This is a genomic window from Butyrivibrio hungatei, from assembly GCF_001858005.1.
Taxonomy (GTDB): domain Bacteria; phylum Bacillota; class Clostridia; order Lachnospirales; family Lachnospiraceae; genus Butyrivibrio; species Butyrivibrio hungatei.
In genome coordinates, this window is the sequence record NZ_CP017831.1 from 2,927,554 (window position 1) to 2,945,594 (window position 18,041).

The following is an 18,041-nucleotide window of genomic DNA, read 5'->3' on the forward strand; positions in this document are numbered from 1 at the left end:
GTTTATCACACTTTTTATTTCCACATGTCTGACACAAAGTACATAAGCGCAGCCCATGTAAATACTGAATAAAAATGTCCCTTGTCATCTCTTCCGTTCTTTAACAGCTCTTTTGCCTTATCCTTGGTCACGAACTCAAATCCGTCAAAAAACTCCTGACCAACAGCTCCATCCTGATTAAGTGTGGACAGATCTGGATTCTTTAGGACTACCAGTACAAGGCCATTGCTCTCATCCGTCATACCAGGTGTGCTAAACACAAATGGATTTATCATCTCAACCTTGTCTGTGTCCTTAACTGTGATTCCAGTTTCCTCAAAGATCTCCCTCTTTGCAGTTACAAAAAGCGGATCCTGGACCTCTTTGTCCTCAGGATCAATAAGTCCCGCAGGAACACTTAAGAGGAATCTTCCAGCTGGATATCTGTATTCATAGGACAAAAGAAGTTGTGGCTCCTTGCCATCCTCCTCAATTACTACCACACAGCTGACCGCATCTGGGAGCATACTTTTGAATTCTTCTTCACTCTTTGCTGCAACAAGATCATCAAGTGGTCTTCTTGAAGCATCGAAATAATGCCTGCCCTCTTCATACTGAAGGTCAAAAACTCTGATGAACTTCTTATCAAGCACTGTTTCTATCTTATCTTTTGTTATATTTATTCCTTTCATAAACGCCTCCGTTTGATAATTCTTGTCGTTACCACGCTACTTGCATTATACCAAAAACGCCTTATAAATGTTAAAATGTGTGTTAGAGATATAGAAAGAGGGAATGATAATGATAAAAGAAATACATATTGATACCCTTGAAGAGCTCTTACCTCTTCTGACAGAGCAGGAATATCGTCCTGATCTAGACAGGAACAGAAGTCCATATGTATATAGAGGAATGTCAGACTCATCCTTTAAGATGTACACAAGTCTCAGTAGAAATTGCAAAGGACTTCAGGAACATCTTGAGCCGGCAATTCTTGAAAATTTTGCAAAGTACGCCATCAACGACGAGCCATCAATTGGACATTCAGTATGGAGGCAGATGATCCTTGGTCAGCACTACGGCCTTCCTACAAGACTCCTTGACTGGACACAGTCAGCACTTGTTGGTCTTAACTTTGCCATGACTGAAGAGAACCTTGAAGAAATGGATAAGCACGATTGCATGGTCTGGAGGATCAATATGTCTGAAATGGTCGATCATCTTCCTGAACCTTACAAATACGCAGTAAACAGGAAACACTCCACTATCTTCACAGTAGATATGTTAAAAGAGCTTACTGGCAACAGCTTAAAGCAGTATGATACCGACATGGGCTCATCCTCAATGGTAATCATCGAGCCACCATCACTTAACCAGCGTATCATCAACCAGCACTCATTCTTCGCCGTTGTACCATCCGGAATTAAAGATATTGAACAATTCCTTTCAGATAATACAGAAGATACTGTAAAGTATATCATTGACAAGAAATTAAGATGGCGAGTTCGTGATATGTTAGATCAATTAAACATGAGCGAACGAATCGTATATCCCGGCCTTGAAGGACTTTCTAAATGGATTGCAAGGCATTATTATGTTAAATGAAAATAACCCCAGATGATTTATGTTCTGAACGAACGTGATATAAATCATCTGGGGTTATTTGAATGTTTAATGTATCCTACAAAAAATATCGGAGCGAAAGATACAATACTATATCTTCATACGTCCGGTACCACTACCTAAATTACTTTACAGTAACTTTTGTGATGTGTGGGTTAGCACCCTCGTACCAGTAAAGGAATCCCTCTACGTCTACAGTCTGACCAGCCTCAAGGCCGCTTACAAGATTGTAGAACTCTTCGTCGCTACCATTTAAGTAGTACTCAAGACAGAAATCATAGTTGTTTCCATCCTTTGAAAGAGTAAGGTAGATATCATCACCAGGAGTCTCGTTCTTGAATGCAACTGACTCAACTGTCATATCTGTGAAAGATACGAGCTGGTTCTGCTTGTCGATAAGCTCATCCTTGCCAAGAAGATCTGTAACATCTACAGCCTCTGCAATGAAGTTTCCTTCTTCGATCTCGAATGTAGCATCAACGATCTCAACTTCGCCAGACCACTCTGACTTTGTACCAGTTACTTTGATCTTTGTTCCAGGTGTAAGCTTGTTGTAATCTTCCTCTGAGCAAGCCATCTCATAGATGAAGTATGCACCATCCTGATCCTGTGTATAGAATGTAGCCTTGTCTTCCCACCATGACTGCTTGTTCTGAACATAAGTCTCAACAACAACCTCTGAATCAAGCTCAGCTGCGGCGTACTCTGCATAAGTCATAACGCCTTCAGCCTTAACATCCTCTGCAACTTCTTCTGCAACTTCCTCTGCTACTGACTCAGCTTCTGTAGCTGCATCAGATACTGCCTCTGCTGCTGTCTCTGTAGTCTGTGCAGGTGTTTCCTTACCGCATCCTACGAAAGCAAGAGCAAGGCCCATTGTAAGAACTACTGCTAATGTCTTTTTCATAATGTTCCTCCTATTTTTTGACAAGTAACAATACCATAAAAAATTATACTAAAAATAACTCAAATATCAATCTGAATTATTGTCTAGCCTTCATTTTATCCTTAAGTGCAACCACTCCGATCATAACCCAGGCAAAAATTATAACTACGATCAGTGCCACCGAAGCAGCTGGAAGCTTTCCAAGGTCTTTTTTACCGCCAGTCATGTTTCCACTGACACCGCCCTGATCAAGGTGATACAAAGATTTCATCTCTTCATAAAGATCATCAATAAACTTATCATCCACAGTCTTTTTTCTGCGAACTGACTTGGTCACATTCTCGATCATCTGTCCCGCAGCGTCTCTGACTGAAGTTGAACCGTTGAACACAGGAGTTACAAAGGTGTTCTCTGTATTTGCCATAAGCAGCTTTGCTGCCTTTATCTTTACATCATAGTGCTCCACGTTATCAGTGCCTTCTTTTGCCAGATAGTCCTGATACTCAGGTGTTTCCTGAGCCTTCTTGGTTACAGGAACATAACCTTCTGTCTCTGAATATGCGATCTGTACATCATTTGTTAAAAGATACTGAGCAAAGAGCCAGGAAGCAAGTACTTCCTGAGAGTTTGCTTTGTTAAATACGCAGATTGAAGGGCCCTGTGAGATCATCTTAGGATTAGCCACATCGTACTGAGGAATTGTCATTACCTCTGTTTCAAAGTCAACGATCTTATCCTTGGCGATATCAACAAGTGGTGCCTTGCTTCCCATCCAGGTTGCACCTGCTGTTGAATCGACAGCAAATATACACTGTCCAGCATTTAAAAAGTTTGCTGGATATCCTGAAATCTTGAAGGTAGAAAAAGCTCCAGTCTTGGTATGCTCTGCCACGGTATTTAATATCTCTTTTGTATCATCATTAAAAAGTAATATGTTGCCATCGGCGTCAGAGTATTCAGCGCCTTTCTGCCAAAGACTCTGGATCATCATGTTATCCGTAGACTTATAGATAAATGGGATCATGACCTGCTGCCCGTTTATCTTGAAAGTGCCATCAGCATTTTTCTCCATAGCCTTCTCAGAAACTTCCCAGACAAAATCCCAGGTAAGAGTTTCTGGAAGTTCATATCCAAGAGCCTCAACATATGTCTTATTAACATAGCAGGCCTCTGTCGATCTCATATATGGAATGGCATAGTGCTTGTCGCCTATCATACACTCATTAAGAAACTCAGGAACGATCTCGTCTACACTTGGTGAATCAAACTTAAGCTCTGAGCCTCCAAGACCATATCTTTCATCAGTAAACAGATCATCTAAAGGAACTACTGTATTGCTGCCAGTAAGATATGTAGCAATGTGATCAGGATAAGTAATGCATACGTTAGGTGTCGTATTAGTTGAAATATTCGTGATAACATCGTTGTAGATCTTGCCATAGTCTGTATACAGACGCATATTTACTGTGATGTTTGGATAGAGCTTTTGGAAATCTTCTATAGCCTTGTTATAAATAGCTGTCTGGGTCTTGTTGGTATCATTCTTGGCCCAAAACGTGATCTCTATATTCTTGGATTCATCAAAGCTCTCAGGAATCTCAAAGGAATTGCCGCCCTTTGAACCATGACATCCCGTCAAAAGCCCTGCCATCATTATCATGCTTAAAATTACTGTTAAAAACTTTTTCATTTCATTTCTCCATGCAAGGAAGTTATGCTCTCAGCCTTTAGTTCCTCCTCTGGCAACGCCCTCCATTATCTTATGTCTGAAAACAAGGAACAGTACCACCAGTGGAACTGAAATAACTACTACTGCTGCCATCATGGCCGGAACATTCTCACGTCCGAATCCATTTTCTCTGATCTCCTGAATTCCATTCGAAACAAGAAAATAGTTCTGGTCATCAGTTATAAGTCTTGGCCATACATAGGAATTCCAGCACTCAATAACCTTCAAGATAGTAATTGTTATAAGTGTAGGCCTTGAAATAGGAAGCATAACCTTTGTCAGATATCTAAAATCTGAGGTTCCATCTACTTTTGCAGCCTTATACAGGTTCTCTGGTATCTGCTCAAAGTTTTCCTTGAGGAGATAGATGTAGAACACCGAAGTCACAGATGGAAGTATCAGTCCCAAAAACGTATTTCTAAGGTTTAAGTTTGTGATAGTAACAAAGTTTGTGATGATGACCAATTCATTAGGTATCATCATAAGAGAAAGAAACAGTGAAAACAGGATGTCTTTCCCCTTAAAATCAAGCCTTGCAAAGGCAAATGCAGATAATACCACAACCACCATCATTATGGCTGTTGTCACCACAGTGAATATAAAGGTGTTAAAAAAATACTTGGCAAGTGGCACAGCAGTAAAGGCTGTTACGTAATTTTCAAAGGTAGGACTAAGCGTAAAGAACTTTGGCACATATTCGCCATTATAAGATCCATAGCTCTTTACCGAAGTCAGAATCATCCAGTAAAAAGGAAACAGCACTATGATGCCCCAAAGGATAAGGAGCATATATATCAAAATGTTTCTGGTCCTAGTCTTCATTGATAGTACACCGTCTTTCTACTAACCATCAGATTGATAGTAGTAATAGTAAATACAATAGCAAAAAGAATGAGCGCTGCCGCAGATGCGTAGGATGGATATCCGCCGCTATTTCCGTATAGCATGTCGTATACATATCCAACAATTGTGTTCATTCCCGCAGCATTAAGGTCTGTGCCAAAAAGAGCTACCTCATCGCTATATGCTTTGAAAGCGCCGATGAAACCTGTGATCACAAGGTAGAACACCATAGGAGATATCATAGGAAGAGTGATCTTGTAGAATATTCTCCACTTAGGCGTGTTATCAACCTGCGCAGCCTTGTAATACATTGGATTAACAGAGGCAAGGGCACTTGTCAGTATTAAGATCTTAAATGGCATTACGATCCAGATTGTGTAAAAGCACATTACAAACATCTTGGCCCAATATGGTCCATCAATGAAATCCACTGATGGTCCGCCAAATAGCTGGATCAGGATTGAGATAAGTCCATCAGAATAGGCTGTCTTTTTAAAGAGGATCATGAACACCAGACCAACTGCCAATGTATTAGTAACGTAAGGCAGGAAATATATAGTCTGGAAAAGATCCCTAAGCGCCTTGATGGAGCTAAGCTCAAGAGATATCAAAAGAGCAATTCCTGTAGATAAAGGAACTGTGATTATAACGATTATAAAAGTGTTCTTGAGAGCCTGTATAAAGAATGGATCATGAAGAACATAGGAATAGTTATAAAAACCTACGCTCCAAAAACTCTGAGACGCGAAGTTATAACCTTCCTCAAAGGAATAAACAAAAACATCTATAAGAGGGTATACCATAAATACCCCAAGAAAAAGAATGGCCGGAAGAAGACACAGCCATGCAGTCAGATTCTTTTTCATAGCATTATCCTCTCCGTAGTTTTGCCATCAAATACACATACCTTCTTTGGCTTAAGTGAAAATCTTACCTTGCCGTCTTTTTCATGTACCGCTTCATCTGAAGGAATGATGGCACGGATCTTTTCTCCAATAAATTCAGGATGAGTAACAATAAGACTTGTATCTCTTCCCATAACTTCGCGGTTTACAAAGGTGCACTCAAATGGGCCATTTTCATCAACCACAAATCCTTCCGGTCTGATAGCAACATAAACTTCTAAATCATCTTTGCCAGGAGCATCCAAAAGAACTGAATCGCCAATGCAGACTTTCTCATTCTTGATACGTCCTCTAAATACGTTGATCTGTGGTGTTCCAAGGAAGCTTGCAACAAAAAGATTTGCAGGTTCATCATAGATTGACTGTGGATCGCCCATCTGCTGAAGGACACCATCCTTCATAACAACAATCATATCAGAAATACTCATGGCTTCTTCCTGGTCATGAGTTACAAATACAGTTGTAATGCCGGTTTCCTGCTGGATCCTCTTAAGTTCTTCCCTTGTCTGAAGTCTGAGTCTTGCATCAAGGTTAGATAAAGGTTCATCCAAAAGAAGCACTTCCGGAGTCTTAACAAGTGCTCTTGCGATGGCAACTCTCTGCTGCTGTCCGCCTGACATCTCGTTGGGTCTTCTGTCTAAAAGCTCCTCGATCTGAACAAGCTTTGCAGCTTCTCTTATCTTCTTATCCATCTGCTCTTTGGTGAGCTTATTTTCTCCACGAAGATTCTCAAGAGGGAATTTGATATTATCATAGACTGAAAGATGCGGATAAAGAGCATAGTTCTGGAAAACAAGGCCCACTCCACGCTTCTCAGGTGGAAGTTCTGTTATATCTTTTTCACCAAAAAAGATCTTGCCTTCACTAGGCTTCTCTAATCCACAGATAAGATTAAGGGCTGTACTTTTTCCACATCCGGATGGTCCAAGTAAGCCAATAAGCTTTCCGTCAGGAATAGTAAAATTAAAATCGTTTACCGCAATAACATCTTCCTTTATCTTCTTGTTTCTGTTAGGAAACCTCTTGGTAAGATGTTCCAAAACTATTTTCATGATCTCCTCCAAGTTTACAAATTTCGCTCACATCTGATGTCTTACGACTTTATACTCATCATTGTCCTGATAATAAGGGCACTCACTTTTGCGATTACTCATGAGTCTTGCGTAATCGTCCTCGTCCATATTCACCATGCATGTGTAACATTCCCAGTCTTCATCGTACACATAGTTGGCACATGTATCACAGATCATACAAAATCCTCTCTCATTGGATTGAAAATATCCAGTAAAATTCCTGCTTCAAGGCACTTACATCCATGCTCAACGCTGTTAGTCTTAAGCATTGTATCTCCTGCCTGAACGATCTTTTTTACCCCATCGATCTCAAATTCAAACTTGCCGCTAACAACATATGTGATCTGTGTATGTGGGTGATGATGAAGTGCTCCGATAGCCCCCTCAGCAAAAGTATTCTCAACACACATAAGATCTTTACTGTATGCAAGAACTCTTCTCACAACACCATTTCCAAGATCCTCTGCCTTTGCATCATCGTGAAAAACCCATCTCTCGTCTAACATAATAATCTCCTTTTAAAAATTCATTGCTTCCAGATATTCAGAATTAAAACCATTATCATCTGCAAGGACTACCGTTTCAGCCTTTTCTGCTATCTCTTTTACAGCGCTGGTAGCCTCTTTTTCTTTTCCCATAAAGACTTCTGCTAAAAATCTTATGCATCCCTTCAAAGAGGAATTTCCTATAGGCAACATATTACCATTAAATTCCTTTGGAAACATATTAATATTAGAAATCTTGTCAGTATCAATATGTGAGCCAAATCCTCCTGAAATATACACTTTCGAAGGTATCGCTTCTTTGGTAAGTGCCTTGATCCCTGTATATATAGCTCCCTTTGCAAGCTGCACATTTCTGATATCCTGCTGCGTAAAAAATATATTTTCATCCAAAGAAACAGGATATCCCTTTTCAAAGAATTTTCCAATCAAAAGTCCCGTCTCATCCACAAAGCCATTCCTTATAAGCTCAGATACAGTCTCTATGACCCCGGTTCCGCACAGACCGATCGGTGCTTCTGCGCCGATAGTCGTAAGCTCTGCCCTGCCATCTTGAATAGTAACATGAGCTATTGCCCCTTTAACGGAAGGGACTCCCGATGATATACCGCCTCCCTCAAACACTGGCCCTGCCGCAGTGGAAGTAGTAAGAAACTTCTCCCCATCGTAATAGGCAATCTCGCCATTTGTTCCAAAGTCTATCAAAAGAGCTGTTTCATCTTTTTTATTTATCAGATCAAGACTATAGATTCCTGAAACAATGTCAGCTCCAACAAATGCAGAGATTCCTGGAAGTATAATGGTCTTGATATCTCTAAGAGCTTTAGTCCTAAATGAAAGGTGGCTTGCTTTATAAGGATACTGCCCAAGTTCTTTTGTATCATCGCCGCATAACAGATAAAGCATTGTTGTGTTACCAGCAAGGCATATAAGTTCAGGTCTTTTACATATAGGACCTGATACCTCATCTATGAGAGCTTCTATATCTGCCGTCACAATTTCTTTTAACTTATCAGCAGTAGTCTCATCCTCTGCGGCTGCAATCCTGCTGATAACATCACTTCCATAGGCTCTCTGATGATTAACTGTAGAAGCTGTCTTTATGATCCGAGGTCCATTATCAGTCTCATCAAATCCAACCAGGGCTGCTGCAATAGTCGTAGTTCCAAGGTCTATTGCTATTCCATATTTATCAAAGGCCCTATCAGACATATCAGCAGTCTCTACGCTCTGAACCTCCATAGAAGTCTCATCAAAGGTAAGGCCCTCTGCTGATATGATGCAGTCCTTGTCCAGCACGCATCTGCAGGCAAGTCTAACGCCACCTGCCATCTCATCTTCTGTCAAAAAAGCCTTATCCAGACTATTAGGTTCTGGTGCCCCTTTAATAAAAGCAACTTTACACTTCCCGCATCTACCAGTTCCTGCGCATGGCATAGACATAGTTATACCCGCATCAGAAAAGAGCCCCTTTAGTAGCTTGCCATAAGGAGCTGCAACATAGAAACTCTTAGAGCTGTTTTTAATATAGACGGCGAGTTTTTTTGCTTTCATAACAATGTAAGCATAGCACAATTATCCGTCAAATAATATTGGTATTTTCAGCGTAAATATGCGAAAATATATGATGCAGGCTTTAAGAAATCTGCTAATTTTTTATTCTTTTTAAGTATGAAAGGAGATTAGTTATGGGGCTTTTACAGGCAGCACTTGTTGCAGGTGGTAGTGTATTAAAAGATCAGTGGAGGGATTATTTCGTATGTCCTTCGCTTTCAAATGATGTTCTTCTTACAAAAGGTGTTAAGAAAGCAGGAAAGGGTTCTGACAATATCATTTCAAATGGTTCAATAATCGCTGTTAATGAAGGTCAGTGTATGATCCTTGTTGATCAGGGACAGATTACAGAAATCTGTGCCGAGGCTGGAGAGTTCGTATATGACACATCTTCAGAGCCTTCTGTATTCTATGGAGATCTCAGCGAGAGCATCGTTGCTTCCTTCAAGGAATTTGCAAAGCGCTTAAGCTTTGGCGGTTCAGCTCCTAAGGATCAGAGAGTTTACTACTTCAATACTAAGGAGATCATCGGAAACAAATACGGCACTGTTAATCCAGTTCCATTCCGTGTTGTTGATACAAATATCGGTCTTGATCTTGATGCAAGCATCAAATGTCATGGTGAATACAGCTACAAGATCGTAGATCCTATTCTCTTCTACAAAAATATCTGTGGAAACGTTGAAGGCGAATTCAGAAAAGACAAGATTGATTCACAGCTAAAGAGTGAGCTTTTAACAGCTCTTCAGCCAGCTTTCGCTAAGATCTCAGAGATGGGTATCCGTTACAGCGCTCTTCCAGGACACACAACAGAGATTGCTGATGCACTTAACGAAGTTCTCTCAGATAAGTGGGAAAAAGTTTACGGTATCAAGATCTCTACATTCGGTGTAAGCTCAGTTGTTGCTTCTGAAGAAGATGAAAAGACAATCAAAGAGCTTCAGAGAGCAGGCGCTCTTAGAAATCCTAATATGGCAGCTGCAACTATTGCCAGCGCACAGGCTCAGGCAATGCAGGACGCTGCAAAGAATACAGCAACTGGTCCTATGATGGCATTTGCTGGAATGAACATGGCTCAGCAGGCCGGCGGAATAAATGCAACTCAGCTCTTCAACGCTGGTGCTCAGAGTGCTCCTGTAGCAGGTGCATCATGGACATGCTCATGCGGAACAGCTAACAACGGAAACTTCTGCTCTAACTGCGGATCACCAAGACCTTCTGCTAGTTGGACATGTTCTTGCGGAACAACAAACACTGGTAATTTCTGCTCTAACTGCGGCAAAGCAAGAGCTTAATCTTTGATCCTAAGAGGGAAATATGGCTTTACAAGAATATGAATGCCCCGCCTGTGGCGGGGCAATGGAATTTAATCCTAAAACCCAAAAATTAAAATGTCCTTTTTGCGATTCAGAATTCGATGTAAAGGACTATGTTGCTAATCACAACTCATCCAGTACTGGACAAGCTACAGAGTCTAGCACTCCTGGTAGCGAAGAGATGTACATTTATTCCTGCGGTTCCTGTGGCGGTGAGATCCTTGCTACAGAATCCTTAGGATCTCTTAAATGCCCTTTCTGCAGTAATAACGTTGTTGTAAAAGAGAAGTTTACTGGCGAGTTCAAACCTGATTACATTATTCCATTTAAGACCACAAGAGACGATGCTATGGCGACTTATGAAAAATATGTTAAGTCCAAAAAGCTTGTTCCAAAGGTCTTTTTCGAAAAGAACCACATTGATGAGTTAAAGGGTATCTATGTTCCTTTCTGGCTCTATGATGGTGTTCAGGATTTCAATGGAACCTATGAGTGTACCAAGACAAGGTCTTGGAGTGATAGCAGATACAACTATAGAGAAACCAAGTACTACGAAGTAATCAGATCTGGTACTGAGAAGTTTGAATTCGTTCCTGTTGACGGATCCAAGGAAATGCCCGATGACCTTATGGAATCTCTTGAGCCATTTGATCACAGCGCAATAGTTCCTTTTAACATGGGATATTTGGCAGGTTTCCTTGCAAACAAATACAATGTTTCTTCTGATGACTGCAAAAAGAGAGCCTTCGACAGAATGGCTGACTCTACAGCCAGTGATTTCAGAAACACTATTTCCGGCTACAGCTCAGTCAGACCAGTAAATGAACAATGCGGCACAAGAGACTCATCCTGTAAATATGCCCTTTATCCAGTTTATATACTGAATACCACCTGGAATGGCAAGAACTATCTCTTTGCCATGAATGGTCAGAGCGGCAAATTTATTGGAAATCTTCCATGGAGTCCAGCCAGAGCAGCAAAATATTATCTGACTTTCGCAGCTGTTTTCTCTATCATTGCCTTTATTGTTCAATTTTTATTTTTGTAATGTACAGGTGAATTTACTATTATGAATAAACTCAAAAAAGTATTTCTTTTGATAATTGCACTTGTTGCGATCATATTGCCCAGCACAACAGCCTACGCAATTTCTGGTCCACTCTGGGATAGTAATACTGTTCCAACCAGTAGACAAAAGGACAGGCTTCTCGATAACGCAGATCTTTTATCGAATGAGGAAGAAGCTGACATCCTTGCAAAGCTGGATGCAGCCAGCCAAAAATATAGTTCAAATATTGTTATCGTAACCGTAGACGATTATCGCGACTATGGTTCTTATGGGGACTATCCACAAGGCTTTGCTGATGACTATTTTGATTACAATGGCTTTGGCGCTGACTACGATGAAAGCGGAATTCTTTTCATGCTCAGCAAGGAAAACAGATCTTGGGCTTTCAGCACTTCAGGAACAGCAATCGACGTATTTACCGATTACGGTCAGGATGAACTTATAGATACAATGCTTCCTTACCTTTCCGACGGCAGATACTATGACGCTTTCGACCATTTCATAAGCGCTACAGACAGATATTACTCCGCTTATGCAAACGGCAACGCAATTGATGTAAATAACGATCCAAAGACAGCAAAGGAGATTTTGGGTTATATACCCCTTAGTCTTATCATTGGACTTATTCTTGCACTTATTCCTGTGCTGGCTATGAAATCCCAGCTGGATACAGTGCACATGAAACCAAATGCAGCTGGATACCAGTCACATCAAGGGCTCAATATGAGGATACATGAGGACAGGTTCATCAGAAGCCATGTTTCACATACTCCAAGGCCTCAAAACAACGGCTCAAGCTATGGCGGTTCCAGAGGTGGTTATCATGGCGGCAGTTCCGTACATCATTCAAGCTCCGGACACTCTCATGGCGGAAGTCACGGACATTTTTGATAGATAACTGTTTTAAAAAGTACCAAATGACGATATACTAATTGTGAGATACTAGGAGATATGCTCGTGGAGATAAAGACGAAGATAAAAGCAGCTTCTTTATCAATTCTGGCAATCATCATAATTACTATAACCGTTATTGTTTTAGGAACTGCTAAGTTTAATACACCTTATGATTATCCTTTAGTTCAGCTGGATTCAGGCTGGACTATTTCTCGTGACGGCAAGTCACATCCTATAGAAAGTTTATCAACTGCAAGTATTGGTCTGGCCAATAAAGGGGATGAAATTTCCGTTAGTACCACAATACCATATATCGGAAACATCCCTCAGACCACACTTGAGTTCAGAAGCATCTTATCAACTGTAGATGTATATATTGACGACGAACTTATCTATTCTTATGGTTATGATTATACGATCAAGAACCTGATGCTTCCTAAGTTCCATCATTTCATTCCATTACCCAAACACTCAGATGGCAAAACAATAGAAATTGTTTTTACTGCAACAGAAGACAACGCCTTTTCTAGCTTCTCACCATTTTACCTTGGAAGCTACAAAGACATCTCAAACAAACTCCTTCAGCCAAACAGGCTTCCTATCGTTATAGGTAATTTCCTTTGTATGTTTGGATTTGTTCTTCTTGTTTTATCACCATTTCTTATCTTCAGTGATAATCATGACTATAGCATTATGTTTAGTGCTCTGATCTCTATTTTCATGGGCTTTTACATTCTGTGCTACAACGACATCTTATGGTACGTATCTAATAGTCCTGCTGTTTATACATTTTTGGAATATGTATCTCTTTTCCTTATTCCGCCATGTATCATAGGATTCATAATATCCACCAGGCAGGTGCGTGCACTTGGAATAGGAAAAGCACTACTTTCAATAAACCTTGCATTCGTCCTGACAACCTTTGTATTACATGCTACAAATCTGCTCCATATCTGTCATTTTGTAACATTCTTCCACCTTTTAGTTGTGTGTGAAGCATTGTTCTTTGTAATTTCACTTGTTCACGCCATAATCACAAAGCGCAAAAAGGCTTCTGATAACAATGCAGCCCCAATGTCAGCCACCATGCTCATTGTAGGTCTCATCTGTTTTCTAACCTGTGCCATTACTGATATCATTCTTTTTAATTTGTTGAAGTACGGTTCAACAGGTGAGTCCAGCGCTACAATCAATTTCACAACTGTAGGCGCTCTTCTCTTTATGATCTGCCTGTTCCTTAACTACTTCTTCCACTGTATTGAATATATCAGTGAGCTTTCCACCAAAAAACATCTGGAAGGTCTTGCCTATTCAGATTCTCTTACAGGGCTTTCAAACAGAACAAAGTGCGAACTTGTCTTTGCTGAACTAAAAGGCGACTACACGATCATCAGCCTTGATCTTGATTACCTTAAATATACAAACGACAACTATGGCCATCTTGAAGGCGACAAGCTGATAAGTGGCTTTGGTAATATTCTTAAAAACAGTTTTACCGATGCCTGCCTAGTAGGCAGAATGGGCGGTGACGAGTTTATTGTCGTACTGCCTTACATTGACACTGAGAGAACAGAAAGAGATCTTAGCTGTATGTCTGATCTCATGGCTTATGAATCATCCCGTGAAGTGCACATCAAGTACTCTGCTTCTTGGGGATATGCAAACAGCAAGGAACGAGACCTTCTTAAGGTTGCTACACCTCAGAAAGTATACCTCCTTGCAGATTCACGTATGTATGAAATGAAAAAGAGTCATCATGATCAGTCCCTATCCAGACTGTATGATGATCTGTTAAAAAATCTTTCAGGAAAGGCTGGTGATACAAATAATGCTTAAAAAATATCGTATGCCAGCTATTTTCTCAGCTGCGCTCATAGTCTTGTTAGTTGTGGCCTGCCTCTCACTGTTAAACGTTCATCCCAAAAAGGAATATGCTCACCTTGAGAACGGCTGGTGTGTGACAATTGATGAGGACTACTTTACCGGAAAAAACATTGAACAGTTATACCAGCTTCATTCCGGTAAGCTTTATAGAGGTGATGTGATAACTGTATCTACTATCTTGCCTAATATAGGATATCTTGAATTTCCAGCAATACTTTATAAGAGCAAGTACACTACTCTAAATTGTTATCTTGATAATGAACTGATCTATTCATTTGGAAATGAAAACTATGAAAACGGTGATTTTATTGGAAAGCTTTACCATATCATTCCTCTACCAAGAGAGTATGCCGGCAAGACTCTGACATTCCATATGACTGTTACTGAAAACGATCCTGTCACCGACCTCGAAGCTCCTGTTCTTGGAAATCAGGCAGATATTGAAGGTCAGCTTATCCATTCAAACATGTTTGTAATATCAACAGGAATATTCATGTTTGTATTTGGCGTCATCTTCCTGTTTGTTTCACTGATCTTTGCTTCTACTATTCCATCTATAACAGCTCAGATAGTGGAGTCTCTTTTATGCATGAATCTTGGAGCATGGCTCCTAAGTTACTATAACCTTTTCAACCTGTTATATTACACACCACTTGAGACACAGATTGAATACTTTACGCTTTATCTCATTGTGCCTTACTGCTACCTTATACTTTTCTGTATTCAGAATGTAGAGAAAAAGACTATATTCCTTACTGTAGCAGCCCTTAGTTCCGCACAGGTTGTAATACAGCTGATCCTACAAGTTACTATCAACATACACCTGAGAGAAACTCTTGCTATATACCATGCAAACGCCCTGATCGGCTTTGGCTTTATTATTTATTTTGCCCGCAAGAATATTATGAACAAGAATACTCCAGCATCTACTGTAGTACAGATGATTGGACTAACTGCCTTTTCTATTGCTCTTTTGACCCACCTGTTCTTCTACATACTTGATAAGGCTCACATCAGAACTGGCTCTTTGCTCAGAAATACTACCATCTGCACCGGTTGCCTGTTACTTGCCACAAGCATGCTGGCTAACTATTTCCTTTATATCACCAAGTCTTATGCCGAACGGAGAGAGTCTGCATCACTGTCCCATCTTGCTTATGCTGATGGTCTTACAGATCTTCCAAACAGAGCCATGGCTGACAAGATGTTAAAAGAGCTTTCTAATGTAGAAACAGACTATTGCATAATTAGTATCGATCTAAATGGATTAAAAACTGTAAATGATAAATTCGGTCATCCTTCCGGAGACCGCTACATCAAAGACTTTGCCAAGGTTCTTACAAGCACCTTTGGCGAAGAAGATTTCATAGGAAGAATTGGAGGAGACGAATTTGTAGTCATCATTAAAGACTCCTCTTCCAAAGACATTATCTCAATGATAGAAAGGATGAACAGCGCTCTAAATGTCATGAACGCCATTTATCCTGAATATCACCGAAGCGCTGCTGCGGGATTTGCGTTTCTTCATGAAGTACCAGTTAATGACTCTCACGAAGTATACCTTCTTGCAGATCAGCGAATGTATGAACAAAAGAGACAGATGCACGAAAAACTCGGCATCAATGTAAGACTCTAAATTAACCTTTTATAAGTTTTGAATTTCTGAGGGTGCAGTATTCTGCGCCCTCTTCTTCATATACATCAAAAACTCCCTGTACAACTACAGTATCGCCTTCTGTTGGATAATCATCAGGATATGAATAATCGCTTGTAAGCTCAAACTCAACTCCCTGAGAACAGCACTGGGTTGCATCCATGATAAAGCAAGCCAGATATCTTTTACCGGTTGCCTGATCAAAGTATTCTGTATATATGCCTTCCATTCTGATAGTCTTACCTATAAAGTTCTCAGGATAAAACATCATATTATAGACCTGACTGTAGACCATAGTCTTTGAAAGAGATGTGAGGTCTACATCCACTCCGTCAATGCTGCTGAGCACCACGCTACTGTCTACCTCTTCTGGTAATGGAATAGATGAAGTAGATGCTGACGCACTTGTCTTTTCTTCTAATACATCGCTCACTGAAGACGGACTTGAGACCACCTTTTTGGGCTCATTTGAAGTCTCTTTTTCCTCGCTTCCGCAGGCGTTAATTGACATTGTCATAGACGCTAACGCCAATAAAATCGCAAGTTTCTTGATCACTTTTTTCTTCATGCTCTTCCTCCCACAATCTTTCCAGCAAGATAGCAGATTGCAAATGCTACCACATCTGCTGCCACAATCGTAGATCCAACCGGTGTTCCAGCAAGGATTGATATTATGATTCCCGTAAAAGCGCACACTACAGAGAGAATTGCAGCGCATACAGTAACTTTCAAAAAGCTCTTAAATATGCTCATAGCTGACAAAGCGGGAAAGATCACAAGGGCTGAGATAAGCAGTGATCCCACAAGATTCATTGCAAGCACTATTATCACTGCGATCATTACCGCGATCAAAAGGTTGTATCTTTTGGTATTAGTTCCAGTTGCTGATGCAAAATTCTCATCAAAGGTAACAGCAAATATCTTGTTATAGAGAAAAACAAAAACAACAACCACAATGATAGAAAGCACCACGCAGATAACAACCTCTTCCAATGTAAGAGTCAGGATCGATGTGGAACCAAAAAGCGTACTACACACATCACCTGTTAGATTCGAAGATGTTGAAAAGATGTTCATAAGGAGATAACCAAATGCTAGTGCCCCTACAGATATCATGGCTATCGCAGCATCACCCTTTATCCTGGCATTTTCGCCGGTTCTCAAAAGAAGTACTGCGCTTATTATAGTAATAGGCAGTATCAAAACCATCTGATCAGCCATCTTAAGAACGCTTGCTATTGCCATTGCTCCAAAGGCAACATGTGAAAGTCCATCTCCAATATAAGAAAACCTTTTAAGCACTAGCGTAGCTCCTAGGAGAGACGAAGACAGTGCGATGAGAACGCCAACTATTACGGCGTATCTAACAAATGGATATTGAAAATAAAATATAAGTTTTTCTATCATTTGTTTTCACCATCCTTCTGACTTAAAAAGAATCTTCCTTCATCACTTTCCAAGTACTCTTCCTTACTTCCAAAAAATATCTCTTTTCCTATGTGGAGAATCTTAGAGGCATACTTAACTGCTGCCCCTATATCATGGGAGATCATGATTATAGTGATACCGCTGTCATTAAGTTTTTTTATCACCTCATACATTTCAAGTGTCACCTTAGGATCAAGTCCTGCCACGGGCTCATCAAGTAAAAGAACCTTTCTGGTAGCGCAAAGAGCTCTTGCAAGGAGGACTCTTTGCTGCTGTCCACCAGACAACTCTCTATAGCAGCGGTCTTTAAATTCTGTAATTCCCATGCGGTCCATATTTTTTCTGGCAATTTCTTTTTCTTTTTTGCTATAAAAAGGTCTAAGGCCCATTTGTCCCTGACATCCGGATATCACTATCTCTTTTACCGAGGCAGGAAAATCCTTCTGGATGACTGTCTGTTGAGGGAGATATCCTATCTCTTTTGATAAAAGGCCATCACCAACAAGGACCTCTCCTTTTAATGGTTTTTGAAGTTGCAGGATGGTCTTCATAAGGGTACTTTTACCGGAACCGTTTTCTCCTACTATGCAGAGATAATCACCTGCTTCTACTGTGAAATTCAGTCCATCCACAACTGTCATATTTTCATATCCAAGGGATAGATCCTTAATTGTTAGTAATGACATTTTTCCTCCTGGCCC

The 18,041-nt window shown here is 40.4% G+C and carries 18 protein-coding genes; 6 read left to right on the top strand and 12 right to left on the bottom strand.

What is annotated here, in order from left to right; all coding sequences use genetic code 11:
• Positions 1 to 14: 14 nt before the first annotated feature.
• Positions 15 to 671: an NUDIX hydrolase gene (locus bhn_RS13555; RefSeq protein ID WP_071177187.1), complete on the bottom strand. Its 657-nt coding sequence runs from the start codon at positions 669 to 671 to the stop codon at positions 15 to 17.
• 109 nt (positions 672 to 780) lie between these two features.
• Here bhn_RS13555 and bhn_RS13560 point away from each other — a divergent pair, with 109 nt between their 5' ends.
• Positions 781 to 1,584 carry an FRG domain-containing protein gene (locus bhn_RS13560; RefSeq protein WP_071177188.1) on the top strand — a complete coding sequence of 268 codons (804 nt, stop codon included), beginning with the start codon at positions 781 to 783 and terminating at the stop codon, positions 1,582 to 1,584.
• A 142-nt stretch (positions 1,585 to 1,726) separates the two neighbouring features.
• Here the strand turns inward: bhn_RS13560 and bhn_RS13565 are convergent, their stop codons facing one another.
• From bhn_RS13565 to bhn_RS13595, 8 genes are all read right to left on the bottom strand, one after another.
• A complete protein-coding gene (locus bhn_RS13565; RefSeq protein WP_071177189.1) occupies positions 1,727 to 2,509 on the bottom strand; it encodes a hypothetical protein in 783 nt (260 codons plus the stop codon).
• Positions 2,510 to 2,585: 76 nt separating this feature from the next.
• Positions 2,586 to 4,178 (bottom strand): ABC transporter substrate-binding protein, encoded by a 1,593-nt coding sequence (locus bhn_RS13570; RefSeq protein ID WP_071177190.1) that lies wholly within the window; start codon positions 4,176 to 4,178, stop codon positions 2,586 to 2,588.
• A 30-nt stretch (positions 4,179 to 4,208) separates the two neighbouring features.
• Complete coding sequence (locus tag bhn_RS13575; RefSeq protein WP_071177191.1) at positions 4,209 to 5,039, bottom strand: carbohydrate ABC transporter permease; 831 nt, start codon at positions 5,037 to 5,039, stop codon at positions 4,209 to 4,211.
• A complete protein-coding gene (locus tag bhn_RS13580) occupies positions 5,036 to 5,926 on the bottom strand; it encodes a carbohydrate ABC transporter permease (protein ID WP_071177192.1) in 891 nt (296 codons plus the stop codon). The genes bhn_RS13575 and bhn_RS13580 overlap by 4 nt, the downstream gene beginning before the upstream one ends.
• Positions 5,923 to 7,017, bottom strand: a complete 1,095-nt coding sequence (locus bhn_RS13585; protein WP_071177193.1) for an ABC transporter ATP-binding protein — start codon at positions 7,015 to 7,017, stop codon at positions 5,923 to 5,925. The genes bhn_RS13580 and bhn_RS13585 overlap by 4 nt, the downstream gene beginning before the upstream one ends.
• A gap of 27 nt (positions 7,018 to 7,044) precedes the next feature.
• Positions 7,045 to 7,215: a DUF6472 family protein gene (locus bhn_RS15820; protein WP_178297669.1), complete on the bottom strand. Its 171-nt coding sequence runs from the start codon at positions 7,213 to 7,215 to the stop codon at positions 7,045 to 7,047.
• On the bottom strand, positions 7,212 to 7,544 hold the full coding sequence (locus tag bhn_RS13590; protein WP_071177194.1) for a cupin domain-containing protein: 333 nt from the start codon (positions 7,542 to 7,544) through the stop codon (positions 7,212 to 7,214). The genes bhn_RS15820 and bhn_RS13590 overlap by 4 nt, the downstream gene beginning before the upstream one ends.
• A gap of 12 nt (positions 7,545 to 7,556) precedes the next feature.
• Positions 7,557 to 9,095, bottom strand: coding sequence for an ASKHA domain-containing protein (locus tag bhn_RS13595; protein WP_148661957.1), 1,539 nt, complete (start codon positions 9,093 to 9,095; stop codon positions 7,557 to 7,559).
• A gap of 134 nt (positions 9,096 to 9,229) precedes the next feature.
• Here bhn_RS13595 and bhn_RS13600 point away from each other — a divergent pair, with 134 nt between their 5' ends.
• From bhn_RS13600 to bhn_RS13620, 5 genes are all read left to right on the top strand, one after another.
• Positions 9,230 to 10,390 carry an SPFH domain-containing protein gene (locus tag bhn_RS13600; protein WP_071177196.1) on the top strand — a complete coding sequence of 387 codons (1,161 nt, stop codon included), beginning with the start codon at positions 9,230 to 9,232 and terminating at the stop codon, positions 10,388 to 10,390.
• 22 nt (positions 10,391 to 10,412) lie between these two features.
• Positions 10,413 to 11,459 carry a hypothetical protein gene (locus bhn_RS13605; protein ID WP_071177197.1) on the top strand — a complete coding sequence of 349 codons (1,047 nt, stop codon included), beginning with the start codon at positions 10,413 to 10,415 and terminating at the stop codon, positions 11,457 to 11,459.
• Positions 11,460 to 11,480: 21 nt separating this feature from the next.
• Positions 11,481 to 12,371: a TPM domain-containing protein gene (locus tag bhn_RS13610; RefSeq protein WP_083386008.1), complete on the top strand. Its 891-nt coding sequence runs from the start codon at positions 11,481 to 11,483 to the stop codon at positions 12,369 to 12,371.
• A 66-nt stretch (positions 12,372 to 12,437) separates the two neighbouring features.
• A complete protein-coding gene (locus bhn_RS13615; protein ID WP_071177198.1) occupies positions 12,438 to 14,210 on the top strand; it encodes a diguanylate cyclase in 1,773 nt (590 codons plus the stop codon).
• 10 nt (positions 14,211 to 14,220) lie between these two features.
• Positions 14,221 to 15,894 carry a GGDEF domain-containing protein gene (locus tag bhn_RS13620; RefSeq protein ID WP_161487333.1) on the top strand — a complete coding sequence of 558 codons (1,674 nt, stop codon included), beginning with the start codon at positions 14,221 to 14,223 and terminating at the stop codon, positions 15,892 to 15,894.
• Position 15,895: 1 nt separating this feature from the next.
• Here bhn_RS13620 and bhn_RS13625 read toward each other — a convergent pair whose 3' ends face one another.
• The 3 genes from bhn_RS13625 to bhn_RS13635 are packed head-to-tail and all read right to left on the bottom strand — an operon-like array spanning position 15,896 to position 18,026.
• A complete protein-coding gene (locus bhn_RS13625) occupies positions 15,896 to 16,480 on the bottom strand; it encodes a hypothetical protein (protein WP_071177200.1) in 585 nt (194 codons plus the stop codon).
• Entirely contained in the window at positions 16,477 to 17,319 is an 843-nt protein-coding gene (locus tag bhn_RS13630; protein ID WP_071177201.1) for a metal ABC transporter permease, read from the bottom strand. The genes bhn_RS13625 and bhn_RS13630 overlap by 4 nt, the downstream gene beginning before the upstream one ends.
• Positions 17,316 to 18,026 carry a metal ABC transporter ATP-binding protein gene (locus bhn_RS13635; protein WP_071177202.1) on the bottom strand — a complete coding sequence of 237 codons (711 nt, stop codon included), beginning with the start codon at positions 18,024 to 18,026 and terminating at the stop codon, positions 17,316 to 17,318. Before bhn_RS13635 ends, bhn_RS13630 begins: the two co-directional genes overlap by 4 nt.
• Positions 18,027 to 18,041: the final 15 nt, after the last annotated feature.